The organism is Vulcanococcus sp. (genome assembly GCF_044369115.1).
GTDB lineage: Bacteria > Cyanobacteriota > Cyanobacteriia > PCC-6307 > Cyanobiaceae > Vulcanococcus.
The window spans coordinates 1-25596 of sequence record NZ_JBIPMN010000007.1 but is presented as its reverse complement, the minus strand read 5'-3'; the positions used below and the strand labels follow the sequence as shown (position 1 = coordinate 25596).

The 25596-nt window shown below is 65.9% G+C and carries 27 protein-coding genes, 1 tRNA gene and 1 pseudogene; 14 read left to right on the top strand and 15 right to left on the bottom strand.

The window, feature by feature from the left end; all coding sequences use genetic code 11:
- The 4 genes from rph to ACIQ2E_RS01095 form a co-directional block, all read left to right on the top strand.
- Positions 1–539 (top strand): ribonuclease PH (rph, locus tag ACIQ2E_RS01110; protein WP_398324925.1); only part of this gene is annotated, 539 nt, incomplete at its 5' end.
- Between the two features lie 64 nt (positions 540–603).
- A complete protein-coding gene (ntcA, locus tag ACIQ2E_RS01105; RefSeq protein ID WP_398324922.1) occupies positions 604–1344 on the top strand; it encodes a global nitrogen regulator NtcA in 741 nt (246 codons plus the stop codon).
- Positions 1345–1382: 38 nt separating this feature from the next.
- A complete protein-coding gene (locus ACIQ2E_RS01100; protein ID WP_398324919.1) occupies positions 1383–2540 on the top strand; it encodes a DUF3084 domain-containing protein in 1158 nt (385 codons plus the stop codon).
- Positions 2537–2977 carry a resolvase gene (locus ACIQ2E_RS01095; protein WP_398324916.1) on the top strand — a complete coding sequence of 147 codons (441 nt, stop codon included), beginning with the start codon at positions 2537–2539 and terminating at the stop codon, positions 2975–2977. Before ACIQ2E_RS01100 ends, ACIQ2E_RS01095 begins: the two co-directional genes overlap by 4 nt.
- Here the strand turns inward: ACIQ2E_RS01095 and ACIQ2E_RS01090 are convergent.
- Genes ACIQ2E_RS01090 through psbH form a run of 4 tightly spaced genes read right to left on the bottom strand, consistent with a single transcriptional unit; the run spans position 2955 to position 4395 of the window.
- Entirely contained in the window at positions 2955–3212 is a 258-nt protein-coding gene (locus ACIQ2E_RS01090; protein ID WP_398324930.1) for a DUF3146 family protein, read from the bottom strand. The genes ACIQ2E_RS01095 and ACIQ2E_RS01090 overlap by 23 nt on opposite strands.
- Before the next feature lie 11 nt (positions 3213–3223).
- Positions 3224–3874, bottom strand: coding sequence for an aminoacyl-tRNA hydrolase (gene pth / locus ACIQ2E_RS01085; protein WP_398324913.1), 651 nt, complete (start codon positions 3872–3874; stop codon positions 3224–3226).
- Positions 3875–3893: 19 nt separating this feature from the next.
- Positions 3894–4190, bottom strand: a complete 297-nt coding sequence (locus tag ACIQ2E_RS01080) for a TatA/E family twin arginine-targeting protein translocase (protein ID WP_398324910.1) — start codon at positions 4188–4190, stop codon at positions 3894–3896.
- 4 nt (positions 4191–4194) lie between these two features.
- Positions 4195–4395 (bottom strand): photosystem II reaction center phosphoprotein PsbH, encoded by a 201-nt coding sequence (gene psbH, locus ACIQ2E_RS01075; protein ID WP_010312068.1) that lies wholly within the window; start codon positions 4393–4395, stop codon positions 4195–4197.
- 85 nt (positions 4396–4480) lie between these two features.
- Between psbH and psbN the strand changes: the two genes are divergently transcribed.
- A complete protein-coding gene (gene psbN / locus ACIQ2E_RS01070) occupies positions 4481–4621 on the top strand; it encodes a photosystem II reaction center protein PsbN (protein ID WP_296364804.1) in 141 nt (46 codons plus the stop codon).
- Here psbN and ACIQ2E_RS01065 read toward each other — a convergent pair.
- The gene (locus ACIQ2E_RS01065) at positions 4609–7650 is read right to left on the bottom strand and encodes an alpha-mannosidase (protein WP_398324906.1); all 3042 of its coding nucleotides are present in this window, start codon (positions 7648–7650) and stop codon (positions 4609–4611) included. The genes psbN and ACIQ2E_RS01065 overlap by 13 nt on opposite strands.
- 100 nt (positions 7651–7750) lie before the next feature.
- Between ACIQ2E_RS01065 and ACIQ2E_RS01060 the strand changes: the two genes are divergently transcribed.
- Both ACIQ2E_RS01060 and ACIQ2E_RS01055 read left to right on the top strand, forming a co-directional pair.
- Positions 7751–7870, top strand: a complete 120-nt coding sequence (locus ACIQ2E_RS01060; RefSeq protein ID WP_010312075.1) for a photosystem II reaction center protein I — start codon at positions 7751–7753, stop codon at positions 7868–7870.
- Positions 7871–7923: 53 nt separating this feature from the next.
- Complete coding sequence (locus ACIQ2E_RS01055) at positions 7924–11175, top strand: DUF3769 domain-containing protein (protein WP_398324903.1); 3252 nt, start codon at positions 7924–7926, stop codon at positions 11173–11175.
- On the opposite strand, the gene ACIQ2E_RS01050 is transcribed toward ACIQ2E_RS01055, so the two are convergent.
- The 7 genes from ACIQ2E_RS01050 to ACIQ2E_RS01020 form a co-directional block, all read right to left on the bottom strand.
- The gene (locus ACIQ2E_RS01050; protein WP_398324900.1) at positions 11157–11666 is read right to left on the bottom strand and encodes a pentapeptide repeat-containing protein; all 510 of its coding nucleotides are present in this window, start codon (positions 11664–11666) and stop codon (positions 11157–11159) included. The genes ACIQ2E_RS01055 and ACIQ2E_RS01050 overlap by 19 nt on opposite strands.
- Positions 11667–11739: 73 nt before the next feature.
- Positions 11740–12375, bottom strand: a complete 636-nt coding sequence (locus tag ACIQ2E_RS01045; protein WP_398324897.1) for a 3-isopropylmalate dehydratase small subunit — start codon at positions 12373–12375, stop codon at positions 11740–11742.
- Between the two features lie 45 nt (positions 12376–12420).
- Positions 12421–13830, bottom strand: a complete 1410-nt coding sequence (gene leuC / locus ACIQ2E_RS01040) for a 3-isopropylmalate dehydratase large subunit (protein ID WP_398324894.1) — start codon at positions 13828–13830, stop codon at positions 12421–12423.
- A 49-nt stretch (positions 13831–13879) separates the two neighbouring features.
- Positions 13880–15124, bottom strand: a complete 1245-nt coding sequence (locus ACIQ2E_RS01035; protein ID WP_398324892.1) for a competence/damage-inducible protein A — start codon at positions 15122–15124, stop codon at positions 13880–13882.
- Positions 15114–16208, bottom strand: coding sequence for a glycosyltransferase family 4 protein (locus ACIQ2E_RS01030; RefSeq protein WP_398324889.1), 1095 nt, complete (start codon positions 16206–16208; stop codon positions 15114–15116). Before ACIQ2E_RS01030 ends, ACIQ2E_RS01035 begins: the two co-directional genes overlap by 11 nt.
- Positions 16209–16317: 109 nt before the next feature.
- Positions 16318–17607, bottom strand: a complete 1290-nt coding sequence (glyA, locus tag ACIQ2E_RS01025) for a serine hydroxymethyltransferase (protein ID WP_398324886.1) — start codon at positions 17605–17607, stop codon at positions 16318–16320.
- 130 nt (positions 17608–17737) lie between these two features.
- Positions 17738–17811: transfer RNA gene (locus tag ACIQ2E_RS01020), tRNA-Arg, on the bottom strand.
- Positions 17812–17881: 70 nt separating this feature from the next.
- Between ACIQ2E_RS01020 and ACIQ2E_RS01015 the strand changes: the two genes are divergently transcribed.
- The 3 genes from ACIQ2E_RS01015 to ACIQ2E_RS01005 are packed head-to-tail and all read left to right on the top strand — an operon-like array spanning position 17882 to position 18710.
- A complete protein-coding gene (locus ACIQ2E_RS01015; protein WP_398324883.1) occupies positions 17882–18121 on the top strand; it encodes a hypothetical protein in 240 nt (79 codons plus the stop codon).
- 22 nt (positions 18122–18143) lie between these two features.
- On the top strand, positions 18144–18431 hold the full coding sequence (locus tag ACIQ2E_RS01010) for a DUF3181 family protein (RefSeq protein ID WP_398324881.1): 288 nt from the start codon (positions 18144–18146) through the stop codon (positions 18429–18431).
- 24 nt (positions 18432–18455) lie between these two features.
- Positions 18456–18710 (top strand): cytochrome-c oxidase, encoded by a 255-nt coding sequence (locus ACIQ2E_RS01005; protein WP_398324879.1) that lies wholly within the window; start codon positions 18456–18458, stop codon positions 18708–18710.
- A 10-nt stretch (positions 18711–18720) separates the two neighbouring features.
- On the opposite strand, the gene murJ is transcribed toward ACIQ2E_RS01005, so the two are convergent.
- Positions 18721–20418: a murein biosynthesis integral membrane protein MurJ gene (gene murJ, locus ACIQ2E_RS01000; RefSeq protein WP_398324876.1), complete on the bottom strand. Its 1698-nt coding sequence runs from the start codon at positions 20416–20418 to the stop codon at positions 18721–18723.
- A 56-nt stretch (positions 20419–20474) separates the two neighbouring features.
- Between murJ and sfsA the strand changes: the two genes are divergently transcribed.
- From sfsA to ACIQ2E_RS00985, 3 genes are all read left to right on the top strand, one after another.
- A complete protein-coding gene (gene sfsA, locus ACIQ2E_RS00995) occupies positions 20475–21269 on the top strand; it encodes a DNA/RNA nuclease SfsA (protein WP_398324874.1) in 795 nt (264 codons plus the stop codon).
- Positions 21270–21296: 27 nt separating this feature from the next.
- Positions 21297–22493 (top strand): 4-hydroxy-3-methylbut-2-enyl diphosphate reductase, encoded by a 1197-nt coding sequence (locus ACIQ2E_RS00990; protein ID WP_398324927.1) that lies wholly within the window; start codon positions 21297–21299, stop codon positions 22491–22493.
- A 92-nt stretch (positions 22494–22585) separates the two neighbouring features.
- The gene (locus ACIQ2E_RS00985; RefSeq protein WP_398324872.1) at positions 22586–23227 is read left to right on the top strand and encodes a DUF1997 domain-containing protein; all 642 of its coding nucleotides are present in this window, start codon (positions 22586–22588) and stop codon (positions 23225–23227) included.
- A gap of 12 nt (positions 23228–23239) precedes the next feature.
- Here ACIQ2E_RS00985 and ACIQ2E_RS00980 read toward each other — a convergent pair whose 3' ends face one another.
- Positions 23240–23704, bottom strand: a complete 465-nt coding sequence (locus ACIQ2E_RS00980) for a DUF4079 domain-containing protein (RefSeq protein WP_217796811.1) — start codon at positions 23702–23704, stop codon at positions 23240–23242.
- 54 nt (positions 23705–23758) lie between these two features.
- Complete coding sequence (gene purH, locus ACIQ2E_RS00975) at positions 23759–25324, bottom strand: bifunctional phosphoribosylaminoimidazolecarboxamide formyltransferase/IMP cyclohydrolase (RefSeq protein WP_398324870.1); 1566 nt, start codon at positions 25322–25324, stop codon at positions 23759–23761.
- 56 nt (positions 25325–25380) lie between these two features.
- Between purH and ACIQ2E_RS00970 the strand changes: the two are divergent.
- Positions 25381–25596, top strand: a pseudogene (locus ACIQ2E_RS00970) (esterase); the annotation flags it as partial.

Sequence of the window (25596 nt, the reverse complement as noted above, 5' to 3'; positions counted from 1 at the left end):
CCGATTACCGGCTGCTGCCCGCCAGCACACCCAGCCGGCAGCCGCGGGAGCTGATGAAACTCTCGGGCCGCACCCAGGAGATCCAGCGCCTGATCGCCCGCAGCCTGCGGGCCTGCCTTGATCTCGAAGCCCTGGGCGAACGCAGCCTCCACATCGACTGCGATGTGCTGCAGGCCGACGCCGGCACCCGCACCGCCTCGATCACGGGCGCCTGGGCGGCCCTGGCCCTGGGGCTGCAGCGCCTGGAAGCTCGCGGCGTTCTGAGCCGCTCACCCCTGCTGGAGCAGGTAGCGGCGGTGTCGGTGGGGCTGGTGGATGGCGCAGCCCTGCTCGACCTCGACTACAGCGAAGACAGCAGGGCCGAGGTGGATCTCAATGTGGTGATGAACAGCCAGGGGCAATTGCTGGAGGTGCAGGGCACCGCCGAAGGCGCTCCGTTCTCGCGCCAACAGCTGAATGCGCTGCTCGATCTGGCGGATGAGGGATTGCAGCAGCTTCGGCACAGTCAGCGGGTGGCTTTGGAGCAAGCCCCGAAATAGTGTCAATCACTACAAGAGCCCGCAGGGGTGATCCGTAGGGTCCGCCTCACCTTGCCCCGCCGTTATGGTCGGCGCCCAACCAGGCTTCAGCCGTTACTCCCCAAGCCCTACGACCGGCGCCGCAGGGCTCTCTCCGATGGCGGGTTCGCCTACGCCATCCAACGCCACCCTGCTGGATGTGATCCGCGGCCTCAACGGCAGCACCACCGAAACGGTGGAGCGAGGCAAAACGATTTTCTTTCCCGGCGATCCAGCTGAGAAGGTCTATCTGTTGCGCCGAGGCGCGGTGAGGCTCTCTCGGGTTTACGAATCCGGCGAAGAAATCACCGTGGCGCTGCTGCGGGAGAACAGCTTGTTCGGGGTGCTGTCGCTGCTCACAGGCCAGCGCAGCGACCGCTTCTATCACGCCGTGGCCTTCACCAGGGTGGAGATGGTCACTGCGCCGGCAGCCTCGGTACGTAAAGCGATCGAGCTCGATGCCAGCGTGGGGCTGCTGATGCTGCAGGGCCTCTCATCTCGGATCCTGCAAACCGAAACGATGATCGAAACCCTCACCCACCGCGACATGTCGTCGCGGCTGGTGAGCTTCCTGCTGGTGCTCTGCCGGGATTTCGGCGTGCCCACCAGCGAAGGGATCACGATCGATCTGCGCCTGTCGCATCAGGCGATCGCCGAAGCGATCGGTTCCACACGCGTCACGATCACCCGGCTGCTGGGCGACCTGCGCAATGCCGGCCTCGTGCAGATCGATCGCAAAAAGATCACAGTGTTTGATCCGCTGGCGCTAGCCAAGCGGTTTAGCTGAACGCTTCCCACCGATACTGAGCGTCGTCGCGCAAAGTTGTGTCGGGCTGGCTGCTGATCCTGGCGCTGCTGCTGCTGGGTGGAGTGCTCTCCACCCTCGGCGATCGGCTCGGTTCCAAGGTGGGCAAGGCCCGCCTGAGCCTGCTGGGGATGCGGCCGCGCCGCACGGCGGTGGTGATCACGGTGCTCACCGGCAGCCTGATCAGCGCGATCTCGCTCGGCTTGATGCTGCTGGTGAGCGATCGGCTGCGCACCGGCCTGTTTGAGCTCGACCAGCTCGAACGGCGCCTACGGGAGGGGCGCGAAGCTCTGCAACGCAGCCAGAGCGAACTCACAGCAGCCGAACTGGGGCGCCAGCAGGCCCGCAGCCAACTCAGCATGGTGGAAGCACAGGCCGCCTCGCTGCGCAAGGAGCTGGCACCGCTGCTGCAACAGCGCCGGCTGCTCGAGCAAGAACGGGATCAGCTCAGCCGCGAGATCGACGCCAAGGATGCCGACATCCAGCGCAACCGCCAAGAGCTGGCACGGCTCAACAACCGCATCGGCGCCTCCGCCAAGGAACTTCAGCAGCTGGAAACCAACCTGATTGCCCTGCGCCGCGGCGATGTCGTGATCAGCAGCGGCCAGCCCCTGGAGATCGCCAAGGTGCGCATCGAGAAACCTGAGCAGGCCAAGTTAGTGATCGAAGCGCTGCTGCGCCAGACCAACACCAACGTGTTTCAGCGGGTGCTGCCCGGGCAGACACCCAACCGCCAGATCCTGCTGGTAGCCCGCAGTGACATCACCAAGCTGGAGGGCATCCTGAGCAAACGCGGTGATTGGGTGGTGAGCCTGATTTCGGCCGCCAACGTGCTCAAAGGCGAACGCCAGGTGGTGGCCTTCCCCGATGTCCGCCGCAACAGGCAGGTGGTGAAAGCGGGCGAGCAACTGGCCACCACCGTGCTGGAGGGCGATGAACGCAGTGCGGAGCAGGTGCGCAGCCGCCTGAATGTGCTGCTGGCCTCGGCTTACAACGCCGTGCAGCGGGCAGGCAGCCTGGCCAGCGGCCTGCAGTTCGATGCCGCCAGCGTGAACCAGCTCAGCAACGCCCTCAGCAACCGGCCCGCGGGGCAGGTGGTGCAACTGCAAGCGGTGTCGTTGCGCAACGGCGATCTGGTGGATCCGGTGGCCGTGGAACTGCGGGCGGTGCCGCGTTGAGCCGGCGGGCGGCGATCGACCCTGGACGCAGCAAATGCGGCCTCGTGCTGGCGGATTGCAGCAGCAGTGAGGTATTGGCGGCGGGGGTCCTGCCGCCGCAGCGCTGCCAGGAGCTGCTGCTGGAGTGGGTCCGCAGTCCTGGTTGCAGCACGGTGTTGCTCGGTGATGGCACCGGCAGTCAGCCCTGGCGCCAGTGGCTCAGCGCCCATAACCTGCCCGCGCTGCTGATCCCGGAAGCGGGCACCACCCTTGCTGCGCGGGAGCGCTATTGGCAACTGGAGCCCGCCCGTGGCTGGCGGCGCTGGCTGCCGCGCGGGTTGCGGCTCCCTCCCCGCGATGTGGACGATGTGGTGGCGCAACTCCTGTTGGAACGCCACCTCGGAACGCTGTTGCAGCGCCCAGCCACGCTGAGCCTTAAAACTTGGCCCGCACCGTGAAGGCGTAATCACCCCCGGGTTCGAGCTGGTAATCGGCCTTGAGCAGAAATCGCAGCAGCGCGTCTTGAATCAAGGCTCGACCGAGGGAGGGCTCCACCTGCAACTCACCGCGATCGAAGTACCAGCTGAAGGTCCACTGGAAGCCTCCAGCGCTCACCTCCCCTTCCAGCAGGCGCTGGCTGAAGCTCTGGTGCAGCACGCGGAGCTGGGCCGTGGTGGTGGGTAGACGACTCACGGCGGCGCTCCTCATCCAAGCGGGGCTTCCGCCAGCTTGACCGCAGCCGGCGCCACAAACCCGTTCAATCGGTTACCGGCGCGCTCAAAGCCCAGCCGCTGAATCAGGTCAACACCCTGGAGCACCTCCTCAAGCACCTCCTCAAGCACGGGCTGATCAGTGGGGGCAAACCGGCCCAGCACATGACCCACCGTGCGCTGCTTGCGCTCAACGGGATTGAGAGCCGGCGCTCCGATGCCGATGCGCAGGCGCGGAAACTCCTGCCCGCCCAGATGGGCAATAGTGCTACGCAGGCCGTTGTGGCCGCCGGCACCACCACTGAGGCGCAACCGCAGGCGACCCAGTGGCAGATCCATGTCGTCCACCAGCACCAGCATCTGGGCTGGTTCGAGATCAAACCAATCGAGGGCAGCACGAATCGAGCGGCCGCTGTCGTTCATGAAGGTCTGCGGCATGAGCAGGCGCAAACGCTTGCTGCCCACTCCCACCTCAGCCAGCAGCCCATGCAGCTTGCTCTGCTGCTTGAAGCTGCCACCGGCCTGGGCTGCGAGGCGCTCCAGGGCCATGAATCCGACGTTGTGGCGTGTCCCGACGTACTTGTCGCCAGGGTTACCAAGGCCCACCAGCAGCTGCAGGGGGGCGGTGCCTTCAGGGCCAGCCATCAATGCTCAGCGGCTCAACTCAAGCCTCTGAGGATTGCTCAGGGGCAGCATTGGACGCTTGCGGGTTCGCTGAAGTATCCGGAGCACCCGCTTGAGCCTGCTTAGTAGGAAGGACGCTGGTGGCGGTGACTTCCGCTTCGACCGTGTCGACCGCCTTGCGGAATTCCTTCTCAAACTCGCTGGACGCACTCTGAAAGCCCTTCAGGGTGCGTCCGAGGGTTTTGCCGAGCTCGGGCAAGCGCTTCGGGCCGAACACCAGAAGACCGATGGCCGCGATGACCGCCAGCTCCGGCAGCCCGACTCCGAAGACATTCATCCGATCAGCCGACGCCGTTCCAGTTGACGGTGATGCCGTCGAGCAGCAGAGACTTGTTGTACAGCTGCAGGATCACCAGCAGAAACACCAGGAACAGAGCCATGAACACGCCCATCACGGGAGTGGTGCCCCAACCGGGAACAACCTTGCCGTACTCGGAGTTGAGGGGACGCAGCAGATCTCCCAGGCGGGTGCGTTGAGCCATGACGGGCTGTGCTCTCTGGCAAGGGTCAGTCTCGTTACTGTAAGGGCCGCGGCGGCTGCCGCGGCTGTGCCTGTCGAGAGTTGTGATGGAAACGTCGTCCCCAGCCATGTCGGTGGCACTGGCCGTGCTGGCTGTGCTGCTGGGCCTCACCGGCTTTGGCATCTACACCGCCTTCGGCCCGCCATCGAAGGGCCTCACCGACCCCTTCGACGATCACGACGACTGATCACCCGGGCTGCTGCCACTGCACACCAGCCAACTGCCGAGCTGCCAGGGCCGCAGCAGATCGTCCGCTCCAGCCGAGGTGCAGGAGGCCTCCGTCCCGGCCGTGAACTCGCGGCGGGCGCTCCAGCCCTCAGGCCAGCGCAACTGCTGGCGCTGAGGGCTGTCGTTTTGCAGCGTCAGTCGCGCCATTCCGGGTTGCTCGAGCGGCTGCAGCCCCACGATCTGCAGCGCCTCCGACCCCAAATCCAGGGCCGGCCAGCCGCCGGCTGCGGCACAATCTGATGCTGGACGCAGCCAGACGGGCTCCCGGAAGCGCTGAGCCTGCTGGGGCACTGCCTGCTGGCGCCAGCCCTGGGAGCAGGGTGAGAGGGCGAGCCGCAGCCGCTGGAGGCCCTGATCCGCTGAAGGATCGGGCCAGGTGGGCGCGCGCAGCAGCGAGACACCCAGGCGCTCAGGCTCCGCCGACACCCCCTGGGGCCCATCCAGCAGCACGGCCAGACCGCCACCGGCCACAGCCTGCGAGGCGATCCAGCTGATCGCGGGCACTTCCCAGCGGGCTTGTTCGCGGCCGTTGGCAGCTGCAGCAGGTCGCTCGATCACGCCGCCAGGCGTATCGGCCGCGTAGCGGCAAGCGGGTTGCGCCAGGGGCAACTCCAAGCGGAGCAGCTCATGGCGCTGACGCCAATCCACCTGCAGCACGAGCTCCAGCCAGGGCGAAGCTGCGCGCAGCTGGACGTCGAGCCGCAGCGGGCTGCTGCCGCAACAGCCGCGCCAGACGAGCCGTGTACACAGCGGCCCCTGCTCCGCCAGCTCAGGGCCGCTCTGCCACTGCAGCGGCAGGGGGTGCTGGCGGTAATCCACTGCGAGATCCCAGGCATCCCAGAACTCACCGTGATCCTTCCAGCGGCACCAGGCCAAGGCCCCCGCCAGCTGCGGTACACCGTCGATTCCCCAGAGCTGCTCCAGCCCGGCAGGGCCGAACTGCGCCCGCACGAGCCCATTGCTGAGCTGCCAGCCCTGCTCGCTGGCTTGAAGGGTCACCGGATGCTGCAGCTCAGCAATGGGCTCCAGCGCCAGCGACGCCTCGCTCGGGCCGCGCTCCAAGGGCACCGCCGCCACACCGGCCGGTCGGTGGAGCTGAACCCAGGTGCCGCCGCCTGGGGCCGGCTGCTGCGGCAGGGCCGCTTCGGCACCGCTCAGGCGCCAGACCCCGGCCGGCAGACGCAGGGTGGAAGCCCCGGCTGCCTGCAGCTGCATTTGGGCCAACCACCAGCCGTTGTGGCGCGGCAGCAGAGCTTGCAACGCCTGATCGCGGCTGCGTCGCGCCTGCCGCCGGGCAGAACGCCACTGGGGTTCAGCCTGCTCGAACACTTCCGGGATCGACGTGCCAGGAAGAATGTCGTGAAACTGCTGAAACAGCAGAGGCCGCCAATCGGAAGGGTCTGCCCGAGCCGCCTGCGGAGCGAACAGATGCTGCAGGGCCAAAGCCAGATCCGCCTCCCGCAGCAGCCGCTCCAGGCTGCGGTTGTGGCGCTTCTGATCGGGCCGGCTGGTGGCACAGCCGCGGTGCAATTCCAGATAAAGCTCATCGCGCCAGACCGGCAGCTGCGGTGCCAGCGGCTCCAAGCCCGCCAGGTACTGGCGCAGGCTGCCGTGGGTCTGGGGGCAGGCCAGGGGTTGCTGCTGCCAGAGCTGCAGCTGCTCGAGCATCTCAGCGGTGGGCCCGCCGCCGTGATCACCCACGCCGGGCAGCCACAGGGCCTGCTCCACCCCTGTGGCGGCCTGCCAGGCGCGGCTGTAGCTGTCGATCGCCAGTGGATCACCGTCGGTGCCGATCGGCGCTGTGGCCAGGGCCAACAGCTCGCTGCCGCAGCGGCTGCGCCAGCGGAACAGCCGGTGGGGGAAGGGCTGACCGCTGTTCCAGGCGAGCTTGTGGGTGCAGAACCACTCCACCCCTGTGCTGCGGGCCACCGCCGGCAGGCCGGCGCTGAAGCCAAAGCTGTCGGGCAGCCAGCAGAGATTGTGCTGCCACTCGGGAAAGCGGGAGCGGCTGTAGGCCTGGCCCAGGGCGAACTGCTGCAGCAGGGACGCAGTGCCGATCAGCACGCAATCGCTCTCCACCCAGGGGCCGTTGATCGGCTCAAAGCGCCCGGCCTGCATGACCTCCCGCAGCCGAGCGAAGAGCGCTGGCCGGTGCTGCTCGATCCAGGCGTAGAGCGCGGGGGTGGAGTGGGCGAAATGAAGCTGGGGGAAGCGCTCCATCAGCGCCAACACCGATTCAAAGGTGCGTACCGCCGCCTGCCAGGTATCCGCCACCGGCCAGAGCCAGGCCAGATCGAGGTGGGCATGGCCCAGCACGTGCACCGGAGCAGGCGGCTGCAGCAGCACCTGCTCCTGAAGCCAGGGCTCAAGTGCTGGAGCAACAGAGGGGTCGGCAGGATCCAAAGCTTGGAGCTGCTCCAGTAGTGCCGGCTGCGCTTCAGCCGGCAAGCGCTGGGCTGCAAGGGCCAACCGCGGCGCAACCAGCACACCTGTGGGGTCTGCCGGATCGAGGGGTTCCTGCTCCACCGCACTGGCGATCAGAGCCCCGTCGTCATGAAGGGGGGAGCGCAAATGCAAGTCCAGCTGCAGTGGCTGACCGCTCCACCAGGCCGCCGGCAGGGGCCAACGGCAGGCGGTGTCGAACAGATCGCCCTGATGCACCCGCTCGCCATCCACCCGCAGCTCCACCGCATCGGCCCACCAGCGCAGCACCAGACGCGCCAGGCGATCGCCCTGCTGGCGCGTCTGCCAGGCCGGTGGGCACACCAGCTCCAACCGCAGCTGCAGCCACCGCCCACCGCGGGGCCAGATCACAAGACCGCTGGCATGCCAGTCGGGGCGGCAACGGGCTCCCCAGGGATCCAACAGCGCAACATCACCTGCGCCCGATGGGGTTACGCACCGCCAGAGCGGCCTGAGATCCAGCCTGGATTGGGCCTGAAACGTTTCAATCCAGGAGCGAACAGCGCTGTCTGGGCCCTCCGGCATCGGTCAACGCGATCACGACCCATAGGATGATGCCGCTGCCGCAGGGTCGATCAGGGCCCACTTGGCGCCCGTCACTCCCTGTCACCGCCGGACAGAACCAATGCTCGCCCTCAAGATCTCGGTTTACTCCGTCGTCTTTTTCTTCATCGGGATCTTCGTGTTCGGCTTCCTGGCCAGCGATCCCAGCCGCACCCCCAGCCGCAAAGACCTCGAAGAGTGATTCGGCGCTAAGTCCTGGGGCGTGTCAGGATCACGCCGTCTTCATTCCCTTCGGTGCCTGTCCAGCAACGCGTCCGCCGTTTGATTGCGGTGCTGGGATCGGCATCGGTTCTGCTCGGTGGTCACGCTGTTGCGGCTGATCAGCAGTCAACACCAGCTGCTCCCGCGACCTCCGGCAAGCCAGCTGCTCCCGCACAATCTGCGGCTGCAGGCCTGATTGAGGCCACTCCGGCACAGAAGCCACCCATCGACATCGAGCTCAGCGCCGACGACCAGGGTTTCGACCTGCTGGCCAATCGGTTTGTGGCCGTAGGCAACGTGACGGTGATCCTGGCCGGCGGACGCCTACTGGCGGATCGGATCGAATACGAAAGCGCCACCCGCACGATTTATGCCAGCGGGCGGGTTCGCTTCCAACGCGGCAATCAATACCTGCAGGCCAGCAAGCTCCGCTACAGCCTGATCGAAAACAGCGGAGAGATCGACGAGGTCTACGGCGTTCTCGATCTCGACAGCGCCGCCCTCGATCTCAATCCAGGTAGCCCACCCAGCGCTGCACTGCTGCCTTTGAGCTACTGGCCTGATCAGCTCCCCAAAGAACTGGAGCGGCCCACATTCGATCTGCTCATTCCCGGAACGCTGGAGCCGGCGCCCTCGATCCAGGCGAGCACAACCACTACCTCAACGTTGCAGCACCAGAGCGACCAGATCCAGAACCAGCTGCGGGCACAGCCGCTCCACGATCCAAAGCTGCAGGCGAGCCTGGACTGGCCTGCTAACACCGTCACGACCTGGCCGAGGGCAAACGGCACCCCTGAGCGCCTACCTGACCAGGACTTGATGATGCCACCAGTGGCGTTGTCGCCCATGGCACAGACCATGGCCTGCCCACCGCCACTGCCTCCGATCCCTGACTGGCACCCCTACCCCTGGAGCGCCACCCTCTGGGGCGGTCAAATGATCGACGCCAATTTCGGCGATACCTTCATCTTTAAAGGCCAGATGCGGCCTGAGTACCTGCTGGGTGTGGGTCTCAACAAGCGTCTGCTGCGTGCCGGGCCGCTGGCGCTGGAGTTCGACTCCAACGCACTGCTTCACCATGCGGCCGAGCAACCAGGAGGAGAATTCAACCAGGACGTACCCAACGCCAACACCCCTGCTCAGACGTTCGGTGAATTCACCTGGAGCTTTGGCGTGCGGGCCTGGCTGCAACCGTGGCTAAGCCTGGCTTTTTTCGAAGGCGTGAGCCTTAACACTAGCGTTAGCAACTATGAGAAAACATTCCGCGAAAACTACACCACCTTTCTCAACTATCTGGGCTTTGAAGTTGAAGCTCTGATCAAACCGGAATGGTCACTGGTGGGACGGATACACCACCGGTCAGGCGCCTACGGCACTTATAGCGGCGTGAGCGAAGGGAGCAACGCCTACCTCGTGGGGATGCGCTACCGATTCGGTAACAGTCCTGCACCAAGTTTCCGCGTTGGCATGGGGCCACCCGATGGCTGCCCGGGAGGTGGCCGCCCACAACCCAAGCCACTCAGCGAACAACTGAATGAGGTCGCCCTGGGATCCAGCGAGCAGGCGACAGGAACGGCAGCAGCGGCCCAATCACCATCTGCGCTTGCGAGCGCTCCTCCCGCCCAACTGGAGGCGGAGAGGCGACAGGCGCTGGAAGCTCTTGTGAACCAGCGGGTTAGCGCTGTTCAGTTCCAACAGAGCCTGAAGGCGGAACAACGCTTCGGCTCAGAACAGCTTGCTTTGGAAACAAATGAAGAGCGCCAGTTTGGTGGCGTGAAACCGGAGCAGAGCGTTCAGTTCTCGTCCAACGGCCAGCGATTTGTGATGGGAACCATCAGCCGCTGGCGCTTGCAAGCCAACAGGATCACCATCACACCAACGAGCTGGCAAGCCGACCGAGCCGCCTTCAGCAACGATCCCTACACACCCGCTCAGAGCTGGGTGGATTCCACCGGAGTCATTGCCCGCCACGAAGCCAATGGCGACGTGGTGATTAACACCAAGACCAACCAGCTGATCCTCGAGGATCGCCTGCCAATCCCGATCCAGCGCAACCAACGCTTTGAGAAGGATCGCGAGGTGGAGAACCGCTGGGTGACGGCCGTGGACTCAGAGGATCGTGACGGCTTCTATCTCGGCTACAACCTCAAGCCCATCGAGGTGGGCAAGCGCGGCACCCTCAATCTGCAGCCTCAGTTCATGGTACGCCGGGCCCTCGATGGCACCACCAGCAGCTATGTCTTACCAGGCGAACCGATCGGCGCCACTGCGAGTTCACAGCCCACGCGGATTGGCGATCTGTTCGGCCTGCTTGCACGCTTCGACACCGAAGTACTCGGCCTCAACATTGATGTAACAGGCGATTTCTCCACTTTCGACCCCAGCAACTTCGCCAATGGTGCCCGCAGCTGGGGCGACATCAGCCGATCCTTCACGCTTCCCGGTATCGGCCTCACCACCGCCCGCGGTTTCGCTGCCTATCGCTATCGCGTATGGAATGGTTCGCTCGGCGAGCAGGACGTCTATTCGGCCCTCGGATTGTCGCTCGAGCAGATCCGAACCCTACCCAATCTTGGCAACATCTCCAACACAATGTTCTGGAGGGCGGGGATCGGCAACTTCCAGGGAACGGAATTCACCAGCGTGAACCTGGCGGACCTCTGGAGGGCAAGTGTTTACGGCTCAATCAACAGCAGCTTGCCGCTGTGGACAGGCAAACCGCTCAACCCAGACAGTGAGCGTGCCACCCGCTACAGCCCTACGCCTGTGGTTCCGGGACTCACGATCAACACCAACCTGAACATCAACCTCGCTTATTACGGCGATGGCACGAACCAGCAGGCCTTCAGCATCAGTGGCGGTCCCACGCTCACGCTTGGACATCTGCAGAAGAACTTCCTGGACTACACCCAATTCACAATCGCTGGGGGCGGCACCCTCCGCCAAGGCGTGAGTCCGTTCAGCTTCGATCGCATCGTTGACCTCAGCACCCTGGGACTCGGGCTCACCCAGCAACTAGTCGGGCCTTTGATCTTCAGCGGTGGGGTCGGGCTCAACGTGGACCCCAGCTCAGAGTTCTACGGCGACGTAGTCGATTCCTACGTGGAGCTGCGCTGGCAACGACGTGCCTATGAACTGGCGATTTACTACAGCCCTTACCAGGGCATTGGTGGCTTCCGGGTGAAACTCAATGACTTCAACTTCACCGGCACAGGCCTGCCCTTCGTGCCCTACACCCCTCCAGGCCTGGCGCAAGATGCGCTGATTCAACGACGGGGGTTCTGAGGTGAGAGCGGCGGCAGAGGTTGCGGCACCAGCTCGTCACCGCCAATCATCAGATCGCTGCCGGTGAAGTCGGCACCGATCAACACAGCGCCCTCCAGTTGCACCCCAGGCGTGAGGGCCTGAATCAACACGGCATCGCGCAGGTTGGCCTGGCATAGATCCACATCGCTGAGATCGGCGTTACTCAACCAGCTCTGCTGCAACAGAGCGCCGCGCAGATCAGCGCCACTAAGGTCGGCCCCCTCCAGATTGCTGCCGCGCAGGTCAGCACCACGCAGATCGGCATCCCGCAGATCGATGCCATTCAGCAGCAAGCCACTCAGGTTGGCGCCGCGCAGGTCACAGCCGCGGCACTGGGGCCAGGGTGGAGCGGCCTGCCCCGCTGGGGAGCGGTAAGGCTCCACAGCCAAGGGCTGAGCCGCGAAGACTGCCGGGGGGGCGATCAGGAGCGCAGCCACCAGGGCCGACTGAACAGAAGAGAGGAAGCGCATCGGCCACGGACCGTCCTCTCTCCTTGATAGACACTTGCACGAGTGACCGCCACGACTTGCGAAGCGAGCAGGCTCAGGCGGCGCTGAAACCGTTGAGATAAGGCAGGCGGGCGGCCGTGGCCTGGAGCGCGTCACCGTGGGCGAGTAGCTGGCCGGTGGCATCCCACTGCCCCGTGGCCAGCATCTGGCGAGGGCCAGCCGCAAGGTCGAGCTGCCAGGTGTGGTCGCCGCAACGCAGCCGTGCTTCTGCCACATCCACCGCAACGCTGGCTGCCGGATCGGCATCCGCCGCAGCTTGAATCGCCAGCATCGTGTCGTGGTCGGCCACCAGGCAGGGAATGCCCAGCGCCAGACAGTTGCCGTAGAAAATCTCAGCAAAGCTCTCCCCCACCACCGCGCGGATGCCCCAGCGCATCAGCGCCTGCGGCGCGTGCTCGCGGCTGGAGCCACAACCGAAGTTGCGGTTCACCAGCAGGATTGAGGCGCCCTGATGCTCGGGCCGATCAAACGGGTGAGGGCCAGCCGGGCTATCGGCTAGTTCAGCCCGATCGTCGGCGAAAGCGGCAGGGCCCAACGCCTCAAAGGTGACGCACTTGAGGAAGCGCGCCGGGATGATCCGATCGGTGTCGATGTCATCGCCGCGCACCACCACGGTGGTGCCGCTGACGTTGCGGATCGAGCCAGAGGGGAAGGGTGTGGCGGTGGTCATGGGGTGGGCCGGCTGCGTTCGACGGTTAACGGGGAAAGAGATCGATCAGGCGTTGAGCAGCTCGCGCACATCGCTCACCCGACCAGCGATGGCCGCGGCAGCCACCATCGCCGGGCTCATCAGCAGGGTGCGACCGCTCGCCGAACCCTGGCGACCCTTGAAATTGCGGTTGCTGGAGCTGGCGCTGATCTGACGGCCCTCCAGGCGATCGGGGTTCATCGCCAGGCACATCGAGCAGCCGGGCTCGCGCCACTCAAAACCTGCTTCCACAAACACCTTGTCGAGACCCTCGGCTTCAGCCGCGGCGGCCACCTGTTCGCTCCCGGGCACCACAAACGCCTTGATACCAGGCGCCACCTTGCGGCCTTTGGCCACAGCTGCCGCCGCCTGCAGATCGCTGAGGCGTCCGTTCGTGCAGCTGCCGATGAAGCACACATCCACAGGCGTGCCGGCGATCGGCGCACCGGGCTGCAGATCCATATAGCGGTAGGCCTCTTCCGCCAGCGGCCTCTCATCCGGCTCGGTTTGCTCGAGGGTGGGCACGGTTTCATCCACACCGATGCCCTGGCCTGGCGTTATGCCCCAGGTAATCGTGGGGGCGATGGCAGCGGCATCGAAGCGCACCTCGTCGTCGAAGACGGCATCGGCACCGCTGACCAGGCCGTTCCACCAGGCCACTGCCTGATCCCAGGCCGCACCGCTGGGGGCGAACGGCCGACCCTTCAGGTAATCGAAGGTGACCTGATCGGGGTTCACGTAGCCGCAGCGGGCGCCGCCCTCGATCGCCATGTTGCAGAGGGTCATGCGTTCTTCCATCGAGAGGGCATCGATGGCCGGGCCGGCGAATTCATAGGCGTAACCCACACCGCCCTTCACGCCGAGGGTGCGGATCACGTGCAACACCAGATCCTTCGCGTACACGCCGCTCTGCAGCTGGCCATCCACCCAGATGCGCCGCACCTTGAGCTTGCCCATCGCCAGGCTCTGGCTGGCGAGCACATCGCGTACCTGGCTGGTACCGATGCCAAAGGCGATGGCCCCGAAGGCGCCATGGGTGGAGGTGTGGGAATCGCCGCAGGCCACAGTCATCCCTGGCTGGGTGAGGCCGAGCTCCGGGGCGATCACGTGCACGATCCCCTGGCGGCCACTGCCGATGCCATGCAGCGTGATGCCGTGCTCAGCGCAGTTGGCCTCGAGCGTGGCCAGCATCTCCTCAGCCAAGGAGTCGGCGAAGGGCCGCGCCTGGCTGGTGGTAGGCACGATGTGATCCACCGTGGCCACGGTGCGCTCGGGATGGCGCACGCTCAAGCCCAGATCCCGCAGGGCCGCAAACGCCTGGGGGCTGGTCACCTCATGGATGAGGTGCAGGCCGATGAACAGCTGGGTGGCACCGCCCGGCAGCTGGGCCACTTGATGCAGATCCCAGACCTTGTCGTAAAGGGTGCCGGAGCTCACGGCGGCGCTAGCAACGGAGCGATCGAGCCTAAGGCGGCGATCGCCGTGACTACTCCAGCAGCGCCAGCCGCAACCGGTTGAGCGCTTCGCCGGTGGCGAGGGTCTGAATCCAGCTGCGACCGCGGCTGGCGCCGAAGTGCACACCCTCACTGCTACAGCCAGCTGACCCCGCCACGGCGATATGCACCAGGCCCACGGGCTTCTCGGGGCTGCCGCCGCCGGGGCCGGCGACACCAGTGATCGCCAGAGCCCAGTCGGCGCCGGTGGCGCTCCGGGCTCCTTCGGCCATGGCGCGCGCCACCGGATCGCTCACGGCACCATGGGCCTCCAGCAGCGCAGCGGGTACCCCCAGCAGCCCTTGCTTCACGCTGTTGGCGTAGGCGATCACACCGCCCAGCAACACATCAGAAGCACCGGGCACCGCCGCCAGGGCAGCCCCAAGGCCGCCCCCGGTGCAGCTTTCGGCCACGGCAAGGGTTTGGCCGCGCCGGCGCAACTGCTCCAGCAGCACCGAAGCCAACGAAACCTCATCAACACCGAAGCAGAGAGCACCTGTGCGTGCCCGGATCTCCGTCTCCACCGGTTCGAGCAGCTGCGCAGCCGCGTCGGCCGTGGCCGCGCGCGCTGTGATCCGCAGCTTCACTTCACCGGAGCCGGCATAGGGCGCCACGGTGGGGTTGGTGCCTTCCAGCAGATCAGCCATCTGCTCCGCCAGGTTGGATTCACCCACACCCCAGAAATGCAGCATCCGGCTGGCGAAAACCCCTTCCGCCAGGCCGGCCGCCCGCAGCCAGGGAGCAGCCGTGGCCTCCCACATCGCCCGCATCTCGCTTGGCACCCCCGGAAAGGTGAGGATCGTGAACTCCGGGCGCGGGCTCCAGACCATGCCGGGAGCCGTGCCGGTGGGATTGGGCAGCAGCGCCGCCCCCTCCGGCAGGAAGGCCTGGCGACGGTTGCTGGCGGCGCAGGGGCGGCCTCGGGCGGCCAGGCGGGCCTGAATCTCGGCCCAAACCTGGGGATGCTCCACCAGGGGCGCCTCGAAGGCAGCGGCAATCGCCTCGGTGGTGAGGTCGTCGGGCGTGGGGCCCAGGCCACCGGTGGTAATCAGAACGCGGCAGCGCTGAGCCGCGGCCTGCAGCTCAGCGATCAAGCGGTCACGGTTATCGCCCACAACGAGCTGGCGGTGGTGGGGAATTCCCAGAGCCGCGAGCTGCTCAGCAATCCAGCGGGCGTTGCCGTTGGTGATGTTGCCCAGCAGCAGCTCGGTACCGATGCAGAGGATTTCAGCGCTCATTCCCAGCCAGCTCACGGTTGAGGCTGCGGCGAGCGGCGATCACCACCACAATCAGCACCGCCGTGGCCAGCCCCAGCCAGAGAAAACGCAGTTCCGCGTTGGCTAGCACCAGCGCCAGCGCAGCCAGCCACTGGGTGAAGGCATAAATCAGCACCACGGTGCGGCGATGGCTGAAACCAGCGCGCAGCAGACGGTGATGCAGGTGGCGCCGATCCGGATAGAAGGGCGAATGGCCCTGGCTGAGGCGCCCCATGATCACGGCCGACATGTCGGCCAGGGGCAGCGACAGGATCAGCAATGGCAGCAGCAGGCTCACGCTGGTGAGCCCTTTGGCCGGGCCCACGATGCTGATCGCCGCCAGGGCAAAACCGAGAAAATAGGAACCGCCATCCCCCATGAAGATGCGGGCGGGGTTGAAGTTGTGACGAAGAAAGCCGAGGCAGCTGCCCGCCAGCGCCGCAGCCAGTAGCCCGGGCGCCGGCTGATTGAGGCTGTAACTCACTGACAGCAGGCCAACAGCAGCGATACCGCTCACGCCGGCGGCCAGGCCATCCAAACCATCCAGCCAGTTGATCGCATTGGTGATGCCCACCAGCCAGATCACTGTGGCAACCAGGCTCAGACCATCCGGCAGCGGGATGGCGCCGGGCGGCCCACCAAAAAGGTAGAAGGGCAGATCGATCGCCCCGATCTGCACGCCCTGGCTCCACACCGCCATCGCCACCAGCACCTGGCCGCCCAAGCGGGGCAGCGGGGGCAAGGCGAACAGGTCATCGGCCAGGCCGATCACAAAGAAGCAGAGGGCGCCGGCGATGGTGGTCCAGATCTGGCTGTCGCGCTGAGGCGGCAGCTCCACGAAACCGCCCATCAGCCAGATCAAGGCCAGCGCGATCACAAAACCGCCCACGATGCCCACGCCGCCCAGGCGCACCATCGGCGTGGTGTGCTGCTTACGGGAATCGGGCTGATCGATCAGGCCCCAACGCAAACCGGCGCGACGCACGATCGGCACCACGAGCGCTGTGCAGAGGGCCGCGATGCCGAACGCCAGAACAGCGGCGAGATCCGGCCGGCTGGAGATCATCGGGGGCGGTGCGCGGTCGGAATCGAGGCCCAAATGGGCCCTGCCGGCCGCAGCTTAAGCAGGGCCCAGCTCCGCGGCGATCACAGGAGGACCGCTGCCGGCCAGTCGCTCAAGCGGGCTGCAGTTCGCGAGCTTCCGCGTAGAGCGGGAAGCGCTCGCACAGGGCCGCCACGCGCTCGCGGCAGCGCTGCTCGATCGCGGCGTCTTCTGGGTTGAGCAGGCGATCAGCGATCACATCGGCCACCTCGCGGAAGGCGGCTTCATCGAAGCCACGGGTGGTGCAGGCGGCGGTGCCCAGGCGCAGGCCGCTGGTCACGAAGGGCGACTGGGGATCGAAGGGAACGGTGTTCTTGTTGGCGGTGATGTGCACATCGCTCACCAGCAGATCGGCCACCTTGCCGGTCATGCCGATGCCGCGCAGATCCAGCAGCACGATGTGGTTGTCGGTGCCACCGCTCACCACAGCAATGCCGCGCTCCTGGATTCGAGCAGCGAGGGCTTGGGCGTTGGCCACCACCTGCTGGGCGTAGGCCTTGAAGGAGGGCTGCAACGCCTCACCAAAGGCCACGGCTTTAGCAGCGATCACGTGCTCCAGCGGGCCGCCCTGGCTGCCGGGGAACACAGCCTTATCGAACTGTTTGGCGAACTCGGCATCGCGGCAGAGGATGAGGCCGCCGCGGGGGCCGCGCAGGGTCTTGTGGGTGGTGGTGGTCACCACGTCGCACACGGGCACAGGGTTGGGGTGAACACCAGCGGCCACCAGACCAGCGATGTGGGCCATATCGGCCAGCAGGTAGGCACCCACCTCATCGGCGATGGCCCTGAAAGCCTGGAAATCAATGGTGCGGGGGTAGGCGGAGTAGCCGCACACGATCAGCTTCGGCTTGTGCTCCAGCGCCAACTGGCGAATGGTGTCGAAATTGAGCTGCTGGGTGGCTTCATCCACCCCGTACTGCACCACCTTGAACCACTTGCCGCTCACATTCACGGGCGAGCCGTGAGTGAGGTGGCCGCCGTGGCTGAGGTCCATGCCCATGATCGTGTCGCCGGGCTGCAGCAGCGCCAGGAACACGGCGAAGTTGGCCTGGGCACCGCTGTGGGGCTGCACGTTGGCCCAGGCGGCACCGAAGAGCTCCTTGGCACGCTCGATCGCCAGCTCCTCGATCGCATCCACATGCTCACAACCGCCGTAGTAGCGCTTTGACGGCAAGCCCTCGGCGTATTTATTGGTGAGCACCGAGCCTTGGGCCTCCATCACGGCGCGGGAGGCGAAGTTCTCGGAGGCGATCAGCTCGAGGTGCGTCTGCTGACGGTTCAGCTCCTTGCCAATCAGGGCAGCGATTGCAGGGTCACCGGCCGCCAGCGACTGGTTCACGGCTGCTCCGGTGGACTCCGCCATGGCAGATCAAGGTATTGGTGAGGCTTTGATCGTAAGAAACCGCAGCACTCAGCGCCCCTGTAATCAGGCCCTGCAGTCGCCATCCGGGCACAAAAAAACCGCTCCCGGAGGAACGGTTGGTCTTGCAAGGCGCGCCTGGAGAGATTCGAACTCCCGACCCTCTGATCCGTAGTCAGATGCTCTAATCCGCTGAGCTACAAGCGCCTGCGCCTGCCCTGACATTGTGCCCATACCGAGGGCCCACCCGTCAACAGACCCCCTCCTTTCATCCCCGATGCCGATCCGCTGGTACGGACCCGCCAACCCTGAAGACCCCACCTACCGGCACTTCAACCGGATCGTGAATCTGGTGCTGCACACGATGGTGTTCGCCGCTCTCAACAGCGGCCTGTGGTTCGTGCAGACCATGCGCCATCCCTTCAACCACCTGGCTTGGCTCACCGAAGCCTGGGCCCTTGTGCTCGTGGTGCAGCTGATCAGCGTGGTCGCCAGGCGGCCGGAAACGCCATCCTGAGACCACACCCGCCATCGCCGCGATGACCCTCTCCGCCAGCGAGATCCGCGATCTGCAACTGGAGATCGCCGACCGGCTCTACATCCAGATCGGCGGCTGGCACCTCTATCTGGGCGATGCGGGCGTGGCTGAAGCGCTGGCGATTGAATGTGCCGCCCGGCTGGATCAGGGCGCCGGGGTGTGCGCGCGCCAGGCCCTCGAAGCGGTGCAGGTGCCCATCGGTGGCGGCAGCAGCAAGTTGCCGCTGGCACGGCTCGTGCCGGCTGGCCAGCTGCAGGATCTCGAGGATCTGCTCGCTAACCGCGGCTAGGGTTGCGCATCCCGCTGCGGCCCTGTGCTGGTCATCGAGGTCACCAACGCCCGAGAGGTTGTTCGCCAGCGCATCGGTCCCCTAGGCAGCCGCCTGATCGGCAAGGTGGTGGACGCTGAAGCGCAGGTGGAAAGGGCGCTGATGCAGGAAATGGAAACCGCCTTCCGCGACTTCGGCATCGAAGCGCGGATCTATTCGGTGGATGGGCCAGCCATGGTGGGCCGCAGCCATCTGGAAGTGCCGATCCACGTGCGCGAAGAGCGCGTGGTGGAAGGCTGAGGCTGCCACCTCAACGCCGAAACGGCAGGCGCCGCCTGATCTGACCTCCGAACTGCCGGGTGATCTGCGTCGCTTCCGGCACACCGGCCCAGCTGGCCACAAGGCCATATAGGAGCAAACCAGCGGCCGCGCAGAGGCCGCACTGCAGCAGCAGGCCCACCAGGTGGGCAGGCCAGGCGATCAACATGGAGAGACCGAAGCTGAGCCCACCAGCCAGCACCGCAGCGATCAGCAGGAGCAGGCTGTCGCGCACCCAGGCCGCCAGAGGCAAACCACCCAAGCGGCGCTGCAGCGCCAGCAGCAGCGCCAAACAGGTGAGCAGGTTCACCCCCACGGTGGCCAGCACCAGGCCGGGGGCGCCGAAATTGAGAGCAGGCAGCTGCAAGCCCCAGGGCGTCGGGCCACCCACCAACAGCCAATCGAACACGGCGTTCAGGCCGATACCCGCCATCGAGAAGCGAAAGGGGGTGGTGCCATCGCCAAGGGCATAGAACACGCGCACCAGCACATCGCGGCCCAGATAGGCGGGCATGCCAACGCCGTAGGCCATCAGCAAGCCACCCACCAACGCTGCGGCGCCGGCATTGAACGCACCCCGCTCGTAGATCAAGGCCACGATCGGCCCGGCCAAAGCCACCATCAGTGCTCCCAGCGGCAGCATCGAGGCATTGGAGAGCATCAGCCCCTGGCGGATGCGGCTGATCAGCTCAGGCCGATCATCCGGAGCGGTGAGCCTGGCGTACACCGGCAGCAGCGGCACCAGCAGGGCGTTGGAGAGCAGACCCAGAGGCGTTTGCACCAGCAGGTTGGCGTAACCCAATCCAGCCGCCGCCCCCACGATTCCCGAGGCGAAGAAGAGATCGGTGAACACGTTGATCTGCAACATGCCCGAAGAGAGGGTGGCCGGGCCCATCACCCGCAGCACCTCCTGCACACCGGGGTGCTTCCAATCCCAGACCAGCTGGAACTTGTGCAAGCCCTGGCGGGCCAGCGCCGGCAGCTGAATCAGCCACTGGAACACCGCCCCCAGCAGCGTTGTGCCTGCCAGCACGGCACCGCCCAGAAAGGCGTATTGGGGCAGAGCGATGTTGGAGCCCAGGTGCAACCAGAGGATCCCCAGACCAGCGATCACGGCCACGCTGGAGAGCAGCGGGCTCACCGAAGGCAGCCAGAACTCATCGGCGGCATTGAGCGCCCCAAAACCCAGGCCAATCAGGCCAGCGAACAGGGCCATCGGCGCCATCCAGCGCAGCTCCAGCACCGCGATCGCGTGGCGCTCTGCATCCAGCCCCGGTCCCACCAAATCGATCAGAGGATCAGCCGCCACAAACAACAGCAGCGTCACCCCGATCAGCGCGGCACCCACCAGGGTGTTGATGGCGGCGAGCACATGGGCGCCTTCCTCACGAGGCCGGCGCGAGAGCGCGCTCACCATGGCGCTGTGGAAGGGGCCATTGATCCCGCCGAGCAGGATCAGCAGAAAGCCCGGCAGAACATAGGCGTAGTTGTAGGCGTCGTAGGCGGCGCCCACCCCGAAGGCCGCCGCGATCACCTGCTGGCGCACCAGGCCGGCCAGCTTGCTGAGGGCTGTAGCCACCGCCACGATCAGAGCAATGCGGCGCAGCGATCGCGCCGGGGCCGGGGTGGGTTCGGCAGCAGGCCCTGCGCCAGGCCCGGTCGTTGCGGATTGGATCGGGGGTTCGCTCATCCGGTGCGGCCTTGGCCCCAACTCGGGCGATTCTTGCCTGCAGAAGCCTCCCCGTGATGCCGGTTGCCGCCGCACCCGAAGCCCAGCCTGTGTTGACGCTGGAGCCCTTGCAGGAGGGGGTGCTGCTCAAGCGCTACAAACGCTTCCTTGCCGATGTGCAGCTCGATTCCGGCGAGGTCGTGACCGCCCACTGCGCCAACACCGGCCCGATGACCGGAGTCCTGCATGTGGGCGGGCGCGTGCGTCTGCGCCATGCCCCCTCCCCCACCCGCAAGCTGGCCTGGACCTGGGAGCAGGCGCAGGTGCCAGGCACAGGTGGCGAACCGGTATGGGTGGGGATCAACACGGCCCTGCCCAACCGCCTGGTGCGGTCGACGATCGAAGCCGGCTGCCTGGAGCCCTGGCTCGGCCCGATTGGCGGGGTCCGCGCGGAGGTGGCCTATGGCGCCAACCGCCGCAGCCGCATTGATCTGCTTCTCACCCCAGCCGAAGGCGCCGCCGACCCCCGCCCGATCTACGTGGAGGTGAAGAACACCACCTGGACTGACGGCGATCTGGCGCTGTTCCCCGACACCGTGACCGAGAGGGGCCAGAAACACCTCGAAGAACTGATGGGAGTGCTGCCAGAAGCCCGCGCTGTGCTGGTGCCCTGCCTGAGCCGCGCCGATGTGCAGCGCTTCGCACCCGGCGACAGCGCCGATCCCCGCTACGGCGAGCTGTTCCGCCAGGCGCTCGATGCCGGCATGGAAGTGCTGCCCTGTCGCTACGACTTCAGCCATGAGGCCGTGCGCTGGCTAGGGGTGGTGCCGGTGCAGCGCCACAGCAGCCCAGCCACCGAGGGGGCCCCATAGAGTTGGCATCCCCCCGTGCCCGCTGTCGTGGATACCCGCGCGTTCAAGCGATCCCTGCACCATTCGGATCGCTACAACCGCCGCGGCTTCGGCCTGGGCGAGGAGGTGGCGGGCAGCCTTGAGCAGGCCTACCAGAGCAACCTGATCGCCAGCCTGCGGGAGAACGGCTATCAGCTACAGCACGGGCGGCTGAGCGTGAAGCTCGCTGAAGCCTTCGGCTTCTGCTGGGGCGTAGAGCGTGCGGTAGCTATGGCTTACGAAACCCGGCGCCACTACCCCACCGAGCGGATCTGGATCACCAACGAGATCATCCACAACCCCTCGGTGAACGATCACCTGCGGGAGATGAATGTGCTGTTCATCCCGGTGGATGGCGGCGTGAAGGACTTCTCGAATGTGGCCAGCGGCGATGTGGTGATCCTGCCCGCCTTCGGCGCCACGGTGCAGGAGATGCAGCTGCTCAACGAGCGCGGCTGCCACATCGTGGACACCACCTGCCCCTGGGTGTCCAAGGTGTGGAACACCGTGGAGAAGCACAAGAAGCACGACATCACCTCGATCATTCACGGCAAGGTGAAGCACGAGGAAACGCTGGCCACCAGCTCGTTTGCGGGCACCTACCTGGTGGTGCTGGATCTGGCGGAAGCCCAGCTGGTGTGCGATTACATCCTGGGTAAGGGCGATCGCGAGGCGTTCATGGCCCGCTTCGCCAAGGCCTGCTCCCCCGGCTTCGATCCCGACCGCGACCTGATGCGCGTGGGCGTAGCGAACCAGACCACGATGCTCAAGAGCGAAACTGAAGAGATCGGCAGGCTGTTCGAGCGCACGATGCTGCAGCGCTTCGGCCCCACCGAGCTGAACGACCACTTCGTGGCCTTCAACACCATCTGCGATGCCACCCAGGAGCGGCAAGACGCGATGTTCGCCCTGGTGGATGAGCCGCTTGATCTGATGGTGGTGATCGGCGGGTACAACTCCTCCAACACCACCCACCTGCAGGAGATCGCGGTGAGCCGCGGCATCCGCTCCTTCCATATCGACACCCCCGAGCGGATCGGCCCGGGCAACCGCATCGAGCACAAACCGCTGGATGGGGAACTGGAGGTGGTGGAGCCCTTCCTGCCCCAAGGCCCGCTGCGAGTGGGAATCACCTCCGGCGCCTCCACACCCGATCGGGTGGTGGAAGACGTGATTGGCCGGTTGATGGACCTGGCCGACGCCTGATCGGGCTGTCACAGCGGCTGCAATCCAGGCCGCAGCCGGGCTTTACATTGTTTCAACAATCACTGGTTCAGGCCTGGGGAGAACCGACCGCGTTGATCTCATCGGTGACCAATCCCCAGCCAGAGTTGAGCGAAACGCTGCAGCCATCCCTGCGCCATAGCGAGGATGCGCGGGTGCGCTGCTACAGCAGTCAGTTCGCCGACTTGATGGAGATGCGGGCTCCGGCCCACACCGTGGGGGCCTACCTGGATCGTCACGAGGGCTGGTTCCGCCGCTGCGCTGCACCGATGCAGGTGGATGCCCTGGGACGCAATGGCTACGTGCTCACCCTGGGCCGTTTCGGCAACTTCGGCTTTGAGGTGGAGCCCACGATTGGCCTGGAGCTGCTACCTCAGAGCGCCGGCGTGTATCGGATCTGCACGGTGCCGCCAGAGCAGTTCCAGCCCGGCCTGCGCGACCTCTACGACGTGGAGTTCAACGCGGCACTACGGCTGGAAGAGCAATCAGCCGATGCGCCACTCACAGAGGTGCGCTGGGAGCTCGATCTGAGTGTGTGGATCAAGCTGCCATCGGTGATCGGTCTGCTGCCGGAATCCCTGGTACAGAGCAGCGGTGATCACCTGCTGCGGCAGATTGTGCGCCAGATCTCCCGCAAGCTCACCTGGAAGGTGCAGGAAGACTTCCACGCCACCCACAACCTGGATTGCCCGCCGCGGCGGCGGGCTCAGTTCTGAGGGCTGCGCCAATCAGGCGGGGCGGTTTTCCCAGATCTTGTTCACGATCTGCATGCCAGTCACGGCCTGCCAGAGGAACAGGGTGACCACGCCCATGTTCAAACCAACGTGGATCTTGCGGGCGATCAGGTTGCCCTGCTGCATCAGGGGCGAAAGCGCGGCAGCCACCACGAGCATGCTGCTCATGGCGATGCCCACCAGCAAGTGAGGGCCCACAAACAACTTGCCGTTGTTGAGGTAGGTGACGGCCATACCACCGAACGTGCCGAGCACCATCACCGCCAGCACGGCACTGCCGTAGAGGTAGTGGCGCTTGGCGAACTGCCCCTTGATCAGGGTCTTACGGGTTTCGGCATCAGCGGTGCGGGTTTTCTTGGCCTTGATGCCCAAAAACATCGCGTAGCCGCTCAGGGCCAGCAGCGCCCACATCGCCAGGGGATGCAGGAAATTGAGGTTGAACGCGAGGCTCTCGGGCATGGGAGCGAGCTGGGATCAGCGCAGTGGGGCGAAGCTAGAGCAGAGGCGTCAGCCTCAGTGCAGGAAATGGCGGCGACCGGTGGTTACCATCGCCAGCCCGAGCGCATCGCAGGCGGCGATGGAATCGGCATCGCGCACGCTGCCGCCTGGCTGAATCACCGCTGTGATGCCGTGCTCGGCCGCCAAACGCACGGTGTCGTCGAAGGGGAAAAAGCCGTCGCTGGCGAGCACGGCACCTTTGGCCTTCTCGCCGGCGGTTTCCAGAGCAATGCGGGCTGAACCCACGCGGTTCATCTGGCCAGCGCCGATGCCGAGGCTCTGGCCGCCTTTGGCCACGGTGATGGCGTTGGAGCGCACGTGACGCACCAAACGCCAGGCAAAGCGCAGATCCTCCAGCTCCTGAGCCGTGGGCTGGCGCTGACTCACCACCTGCCAAACGCTCTCATCCACGGGCTGATCGTCGAGCTCCTGCACCAAGACACCGCCGAGCACACTGCGAAGCTGCTGGCGGCTGGCGCGCTCGATCGCCGCCGGCTCCAGCTCCAGCAGCCGCAGGTTGGCCTTGGCGGAGAGCAGCTCCCGCGCCGCCGGCTCGAAGGCCGGTGCCACCACACACTCGAGGAACAGGCTGGTGAGATGGCCGGCGGTGGCCGCATCCACCGGCCCATTGAGCGCCACGATGCCGCCGAAGGCCGACACACGATCGGCATCGAGAGCCCGCTCCAGGGCGTTGGCGCTGCCGCTGCCGGTGGCCACACCACAGGGGTTGGTGTGCTTCACCACCACCGCCGCCGGTTGGAAGGGGTTGCCGCCGGCGGGCTGACCGCCGTAGCCGAACTCCCGTACGGTGGCGAGGGCAGCTTCCAGATCGAGGATGTTGTTGTAGCTGAGCTCCTTGCCCTGGAGCTGCTCACCGGCACCGAGGCCCGCACTGGGCTGGGCGTACCAAGTGGCGCTTTGGTGAGGATTTTCGCCGTAGCGAAGGCTCTGGCGAGCCGGCAGGTTCAGCGTGAGCTGCTCGGCCGTGGCCTCCCCCTGGCTGAGCTGGCTGGCGAGCCAGGCGCTGATGGCGGTGTCGTACTCAGCGGTGTGGCTGTAGGCCTCCAGCGCCAGCTGCCGGCGCAGGGCCGAACTCAGGGCGCCGGCGGCCAGGGCTTCAAGGAAAGCGGGGTATTGGCTGGGGCTGGTGAGTACCGCCACATCGGCATGGTTTTTGGCGGCAGCACGCACCATGGCTGGGCCGCCGATATCGATGTTTTCAATCGCCAGATCCCAGCTCACATCGGGACGGGCGATGGTTTCGCGGAAGGGATAGAGGTTCACCACCACCACATCGATGGTGGCGATGCCCTGGGCCTCGAGATCAGCCTGGTGGGAGGGCTCGGAGCGCTTGGCGAGGATGCCGCCGTGGATGCGCGGGTGCAGGGTTTTCACCCGGCCGCCAAGAATTTCGGGGGCGCCGGTGTGCTCAGCCACCTTGGTGACGGGCAGCCCGGCCGCCGCCAGCGCCGCGGCCGTACCGCCACTGGAGATCAGCTGATAGCCGGCGGCCAGCAGTCCTTCAGCCAGGGGCACCAGGCCGTCCTTGTTCGACACGCTGAGCAGGGCCGTGGGCGCCATGGCTGTTGAGTGGAGGGCAAGCGTTCCAACCTACGCAGCAGCTGCGCTTCGCTCCGATGGCCGGTTCCCTCTCCGATCAGCTCCATCTCGGCCCCGCTGAGGCCTCCCATCGCCTGGTGCTCTTGCACGGTTGGGGCGCCGATGCCGACGACCTCTTGGATCTGGGCCCGCTGTTGGTGGGGCCGGAGGTGAGTGTGGTGGCGCTGCGGGCACCTGAACCCCACCCCTACGGCACCGGCCGGCAGTGGTACGGCCTGCAGCCGATCGACTGG

Bases quoted from the DNA above. Each gene is read 5' to 3' on its own strand.
- ntcA (WP_398324922.1), top strand. From the start codon at position 604: ATGGTCGGCGCCCAACCAGGCTTCAGCCGTTACTCCCCAAGCCCTACG.
- pth (WP_398324913.1), bottom strand. From the start codon at position 3,874: ATGGCTGGCCCTGAAGGCACCGCCCCCCTGCAGCTGCTGGTGGGCCTT.
- ACIQ2E_RS01080 (WP_398324910.1), bottom strand. From the start codon at position 4,190: ATGAATGTCTTCGGAGTCGGGCTGCCGGAGCTGGCGGTCATCGCGGCC.
- psbH (WP_010312068.1), bottom strand. From the start codon at position 4,395: ATGGCTCAACGCACCCGCCTGGGAGATCTGCTGCGTCCCCTCAACTCC.
- psbN (WP_296364804.1), top strand. From the start codon at position 4,481: ATGGAAACGTCGTCCCCAGCCATGTCGGTGGCACTGGCCGTGCTGGCT.
- ACIQ2E_RS01065 (WP_398324906.1), bottom strand. From the start codon at position 7,650: ATGCCGGAGGGCCCAGACAGCGCTGTTCGCTCCTGGATTGAAACGTTT.
- ACIQ2E_RS01060 (WP_010312075.1), top strand. From the start codon at position 7,751: ATGCTCGCCCTCAAGATCTCGGTTTACTCCGTCGTCTTTTTCTTCATC.
- ACIQ2E_RS01050 (WP_398324900.1), bottom strand. From the start codon at position 11,666: ATGCGCTTCCTCTCTTCTGTTCAGTCGGCCCTGGTGGCTGCGCTCCTG.
- ACIQ2E_RS01045 (WP_398324897.1), bottom strand. From the start codon at position 12,375: ATGACCACCGCCACACCCTTCCCCTCTGGCTCGATCCGCAACGTCAGC.
- ACIQ2E_RS01035 (WP_398324892.1), bottom strand. From the start codon at position 15,124: ATGAGCGCTGAAATCCTCTGCATCGGTACCGAGCTGCTGCTGGGCAAC.
- ACIQ2E_RS01030 (WP_398324889.1), bottom strand. From the start codon at position 16,208: ATGATCTCCAGCCGGCCGGATCTCGCCGCTGTTCTGGCGTTCGGCATC.
- glyA (WP_398324886.1), bottom strand. From the start codon at position 17,607: ATGGCGGAGTCCACCGGAGCAGCCGTGAACCAGTCGCTGGCGGCCGGT.
- ACIQ2E_RS01015 (WP_398324883.1), top strand. From the start codon at position 17,882: ATGCCGATCCGCTGGTACGGACCCGCCAACCCTGAAGACCCCACCTAC.
- ACIQ2E_RS01010 (WP_398324881.1), top strand. From the start codon at position 18,144: ATGACCCTCTCCGCCAGCGAGATCCGCGATCTGCAACTGGAGATCGCC.
- murJ (WP_398324876.1), bottom strand. From the start codon at position 20,418: ATGAGCGAACCCCCGATCCAATCCGCAACGACCGGGCCTGGCGCAGGG.
- sfsA (WP_398324874.1), top strand. From the start codon at position 20,475: ATGCCGGTTGCCGCCGCACCCGAAGCCCAGCCTGTGTTGACGCTGGAG.
- ACIQ2E_RS00980 (WP_217796811.1), bottom strand. From the start codon at position 23,704: ATGCCCGAGAGCCTCGCGTTCAACCTCAATTTCCTGCATCCCCTGGCG.
- purH (WP_398324870.1), bottom strand. From the start codon at position 25,324: ATGGCGCCCACGGCCCTGCTCAGCGTGTCGAACAAGGACGGCCTGGTG.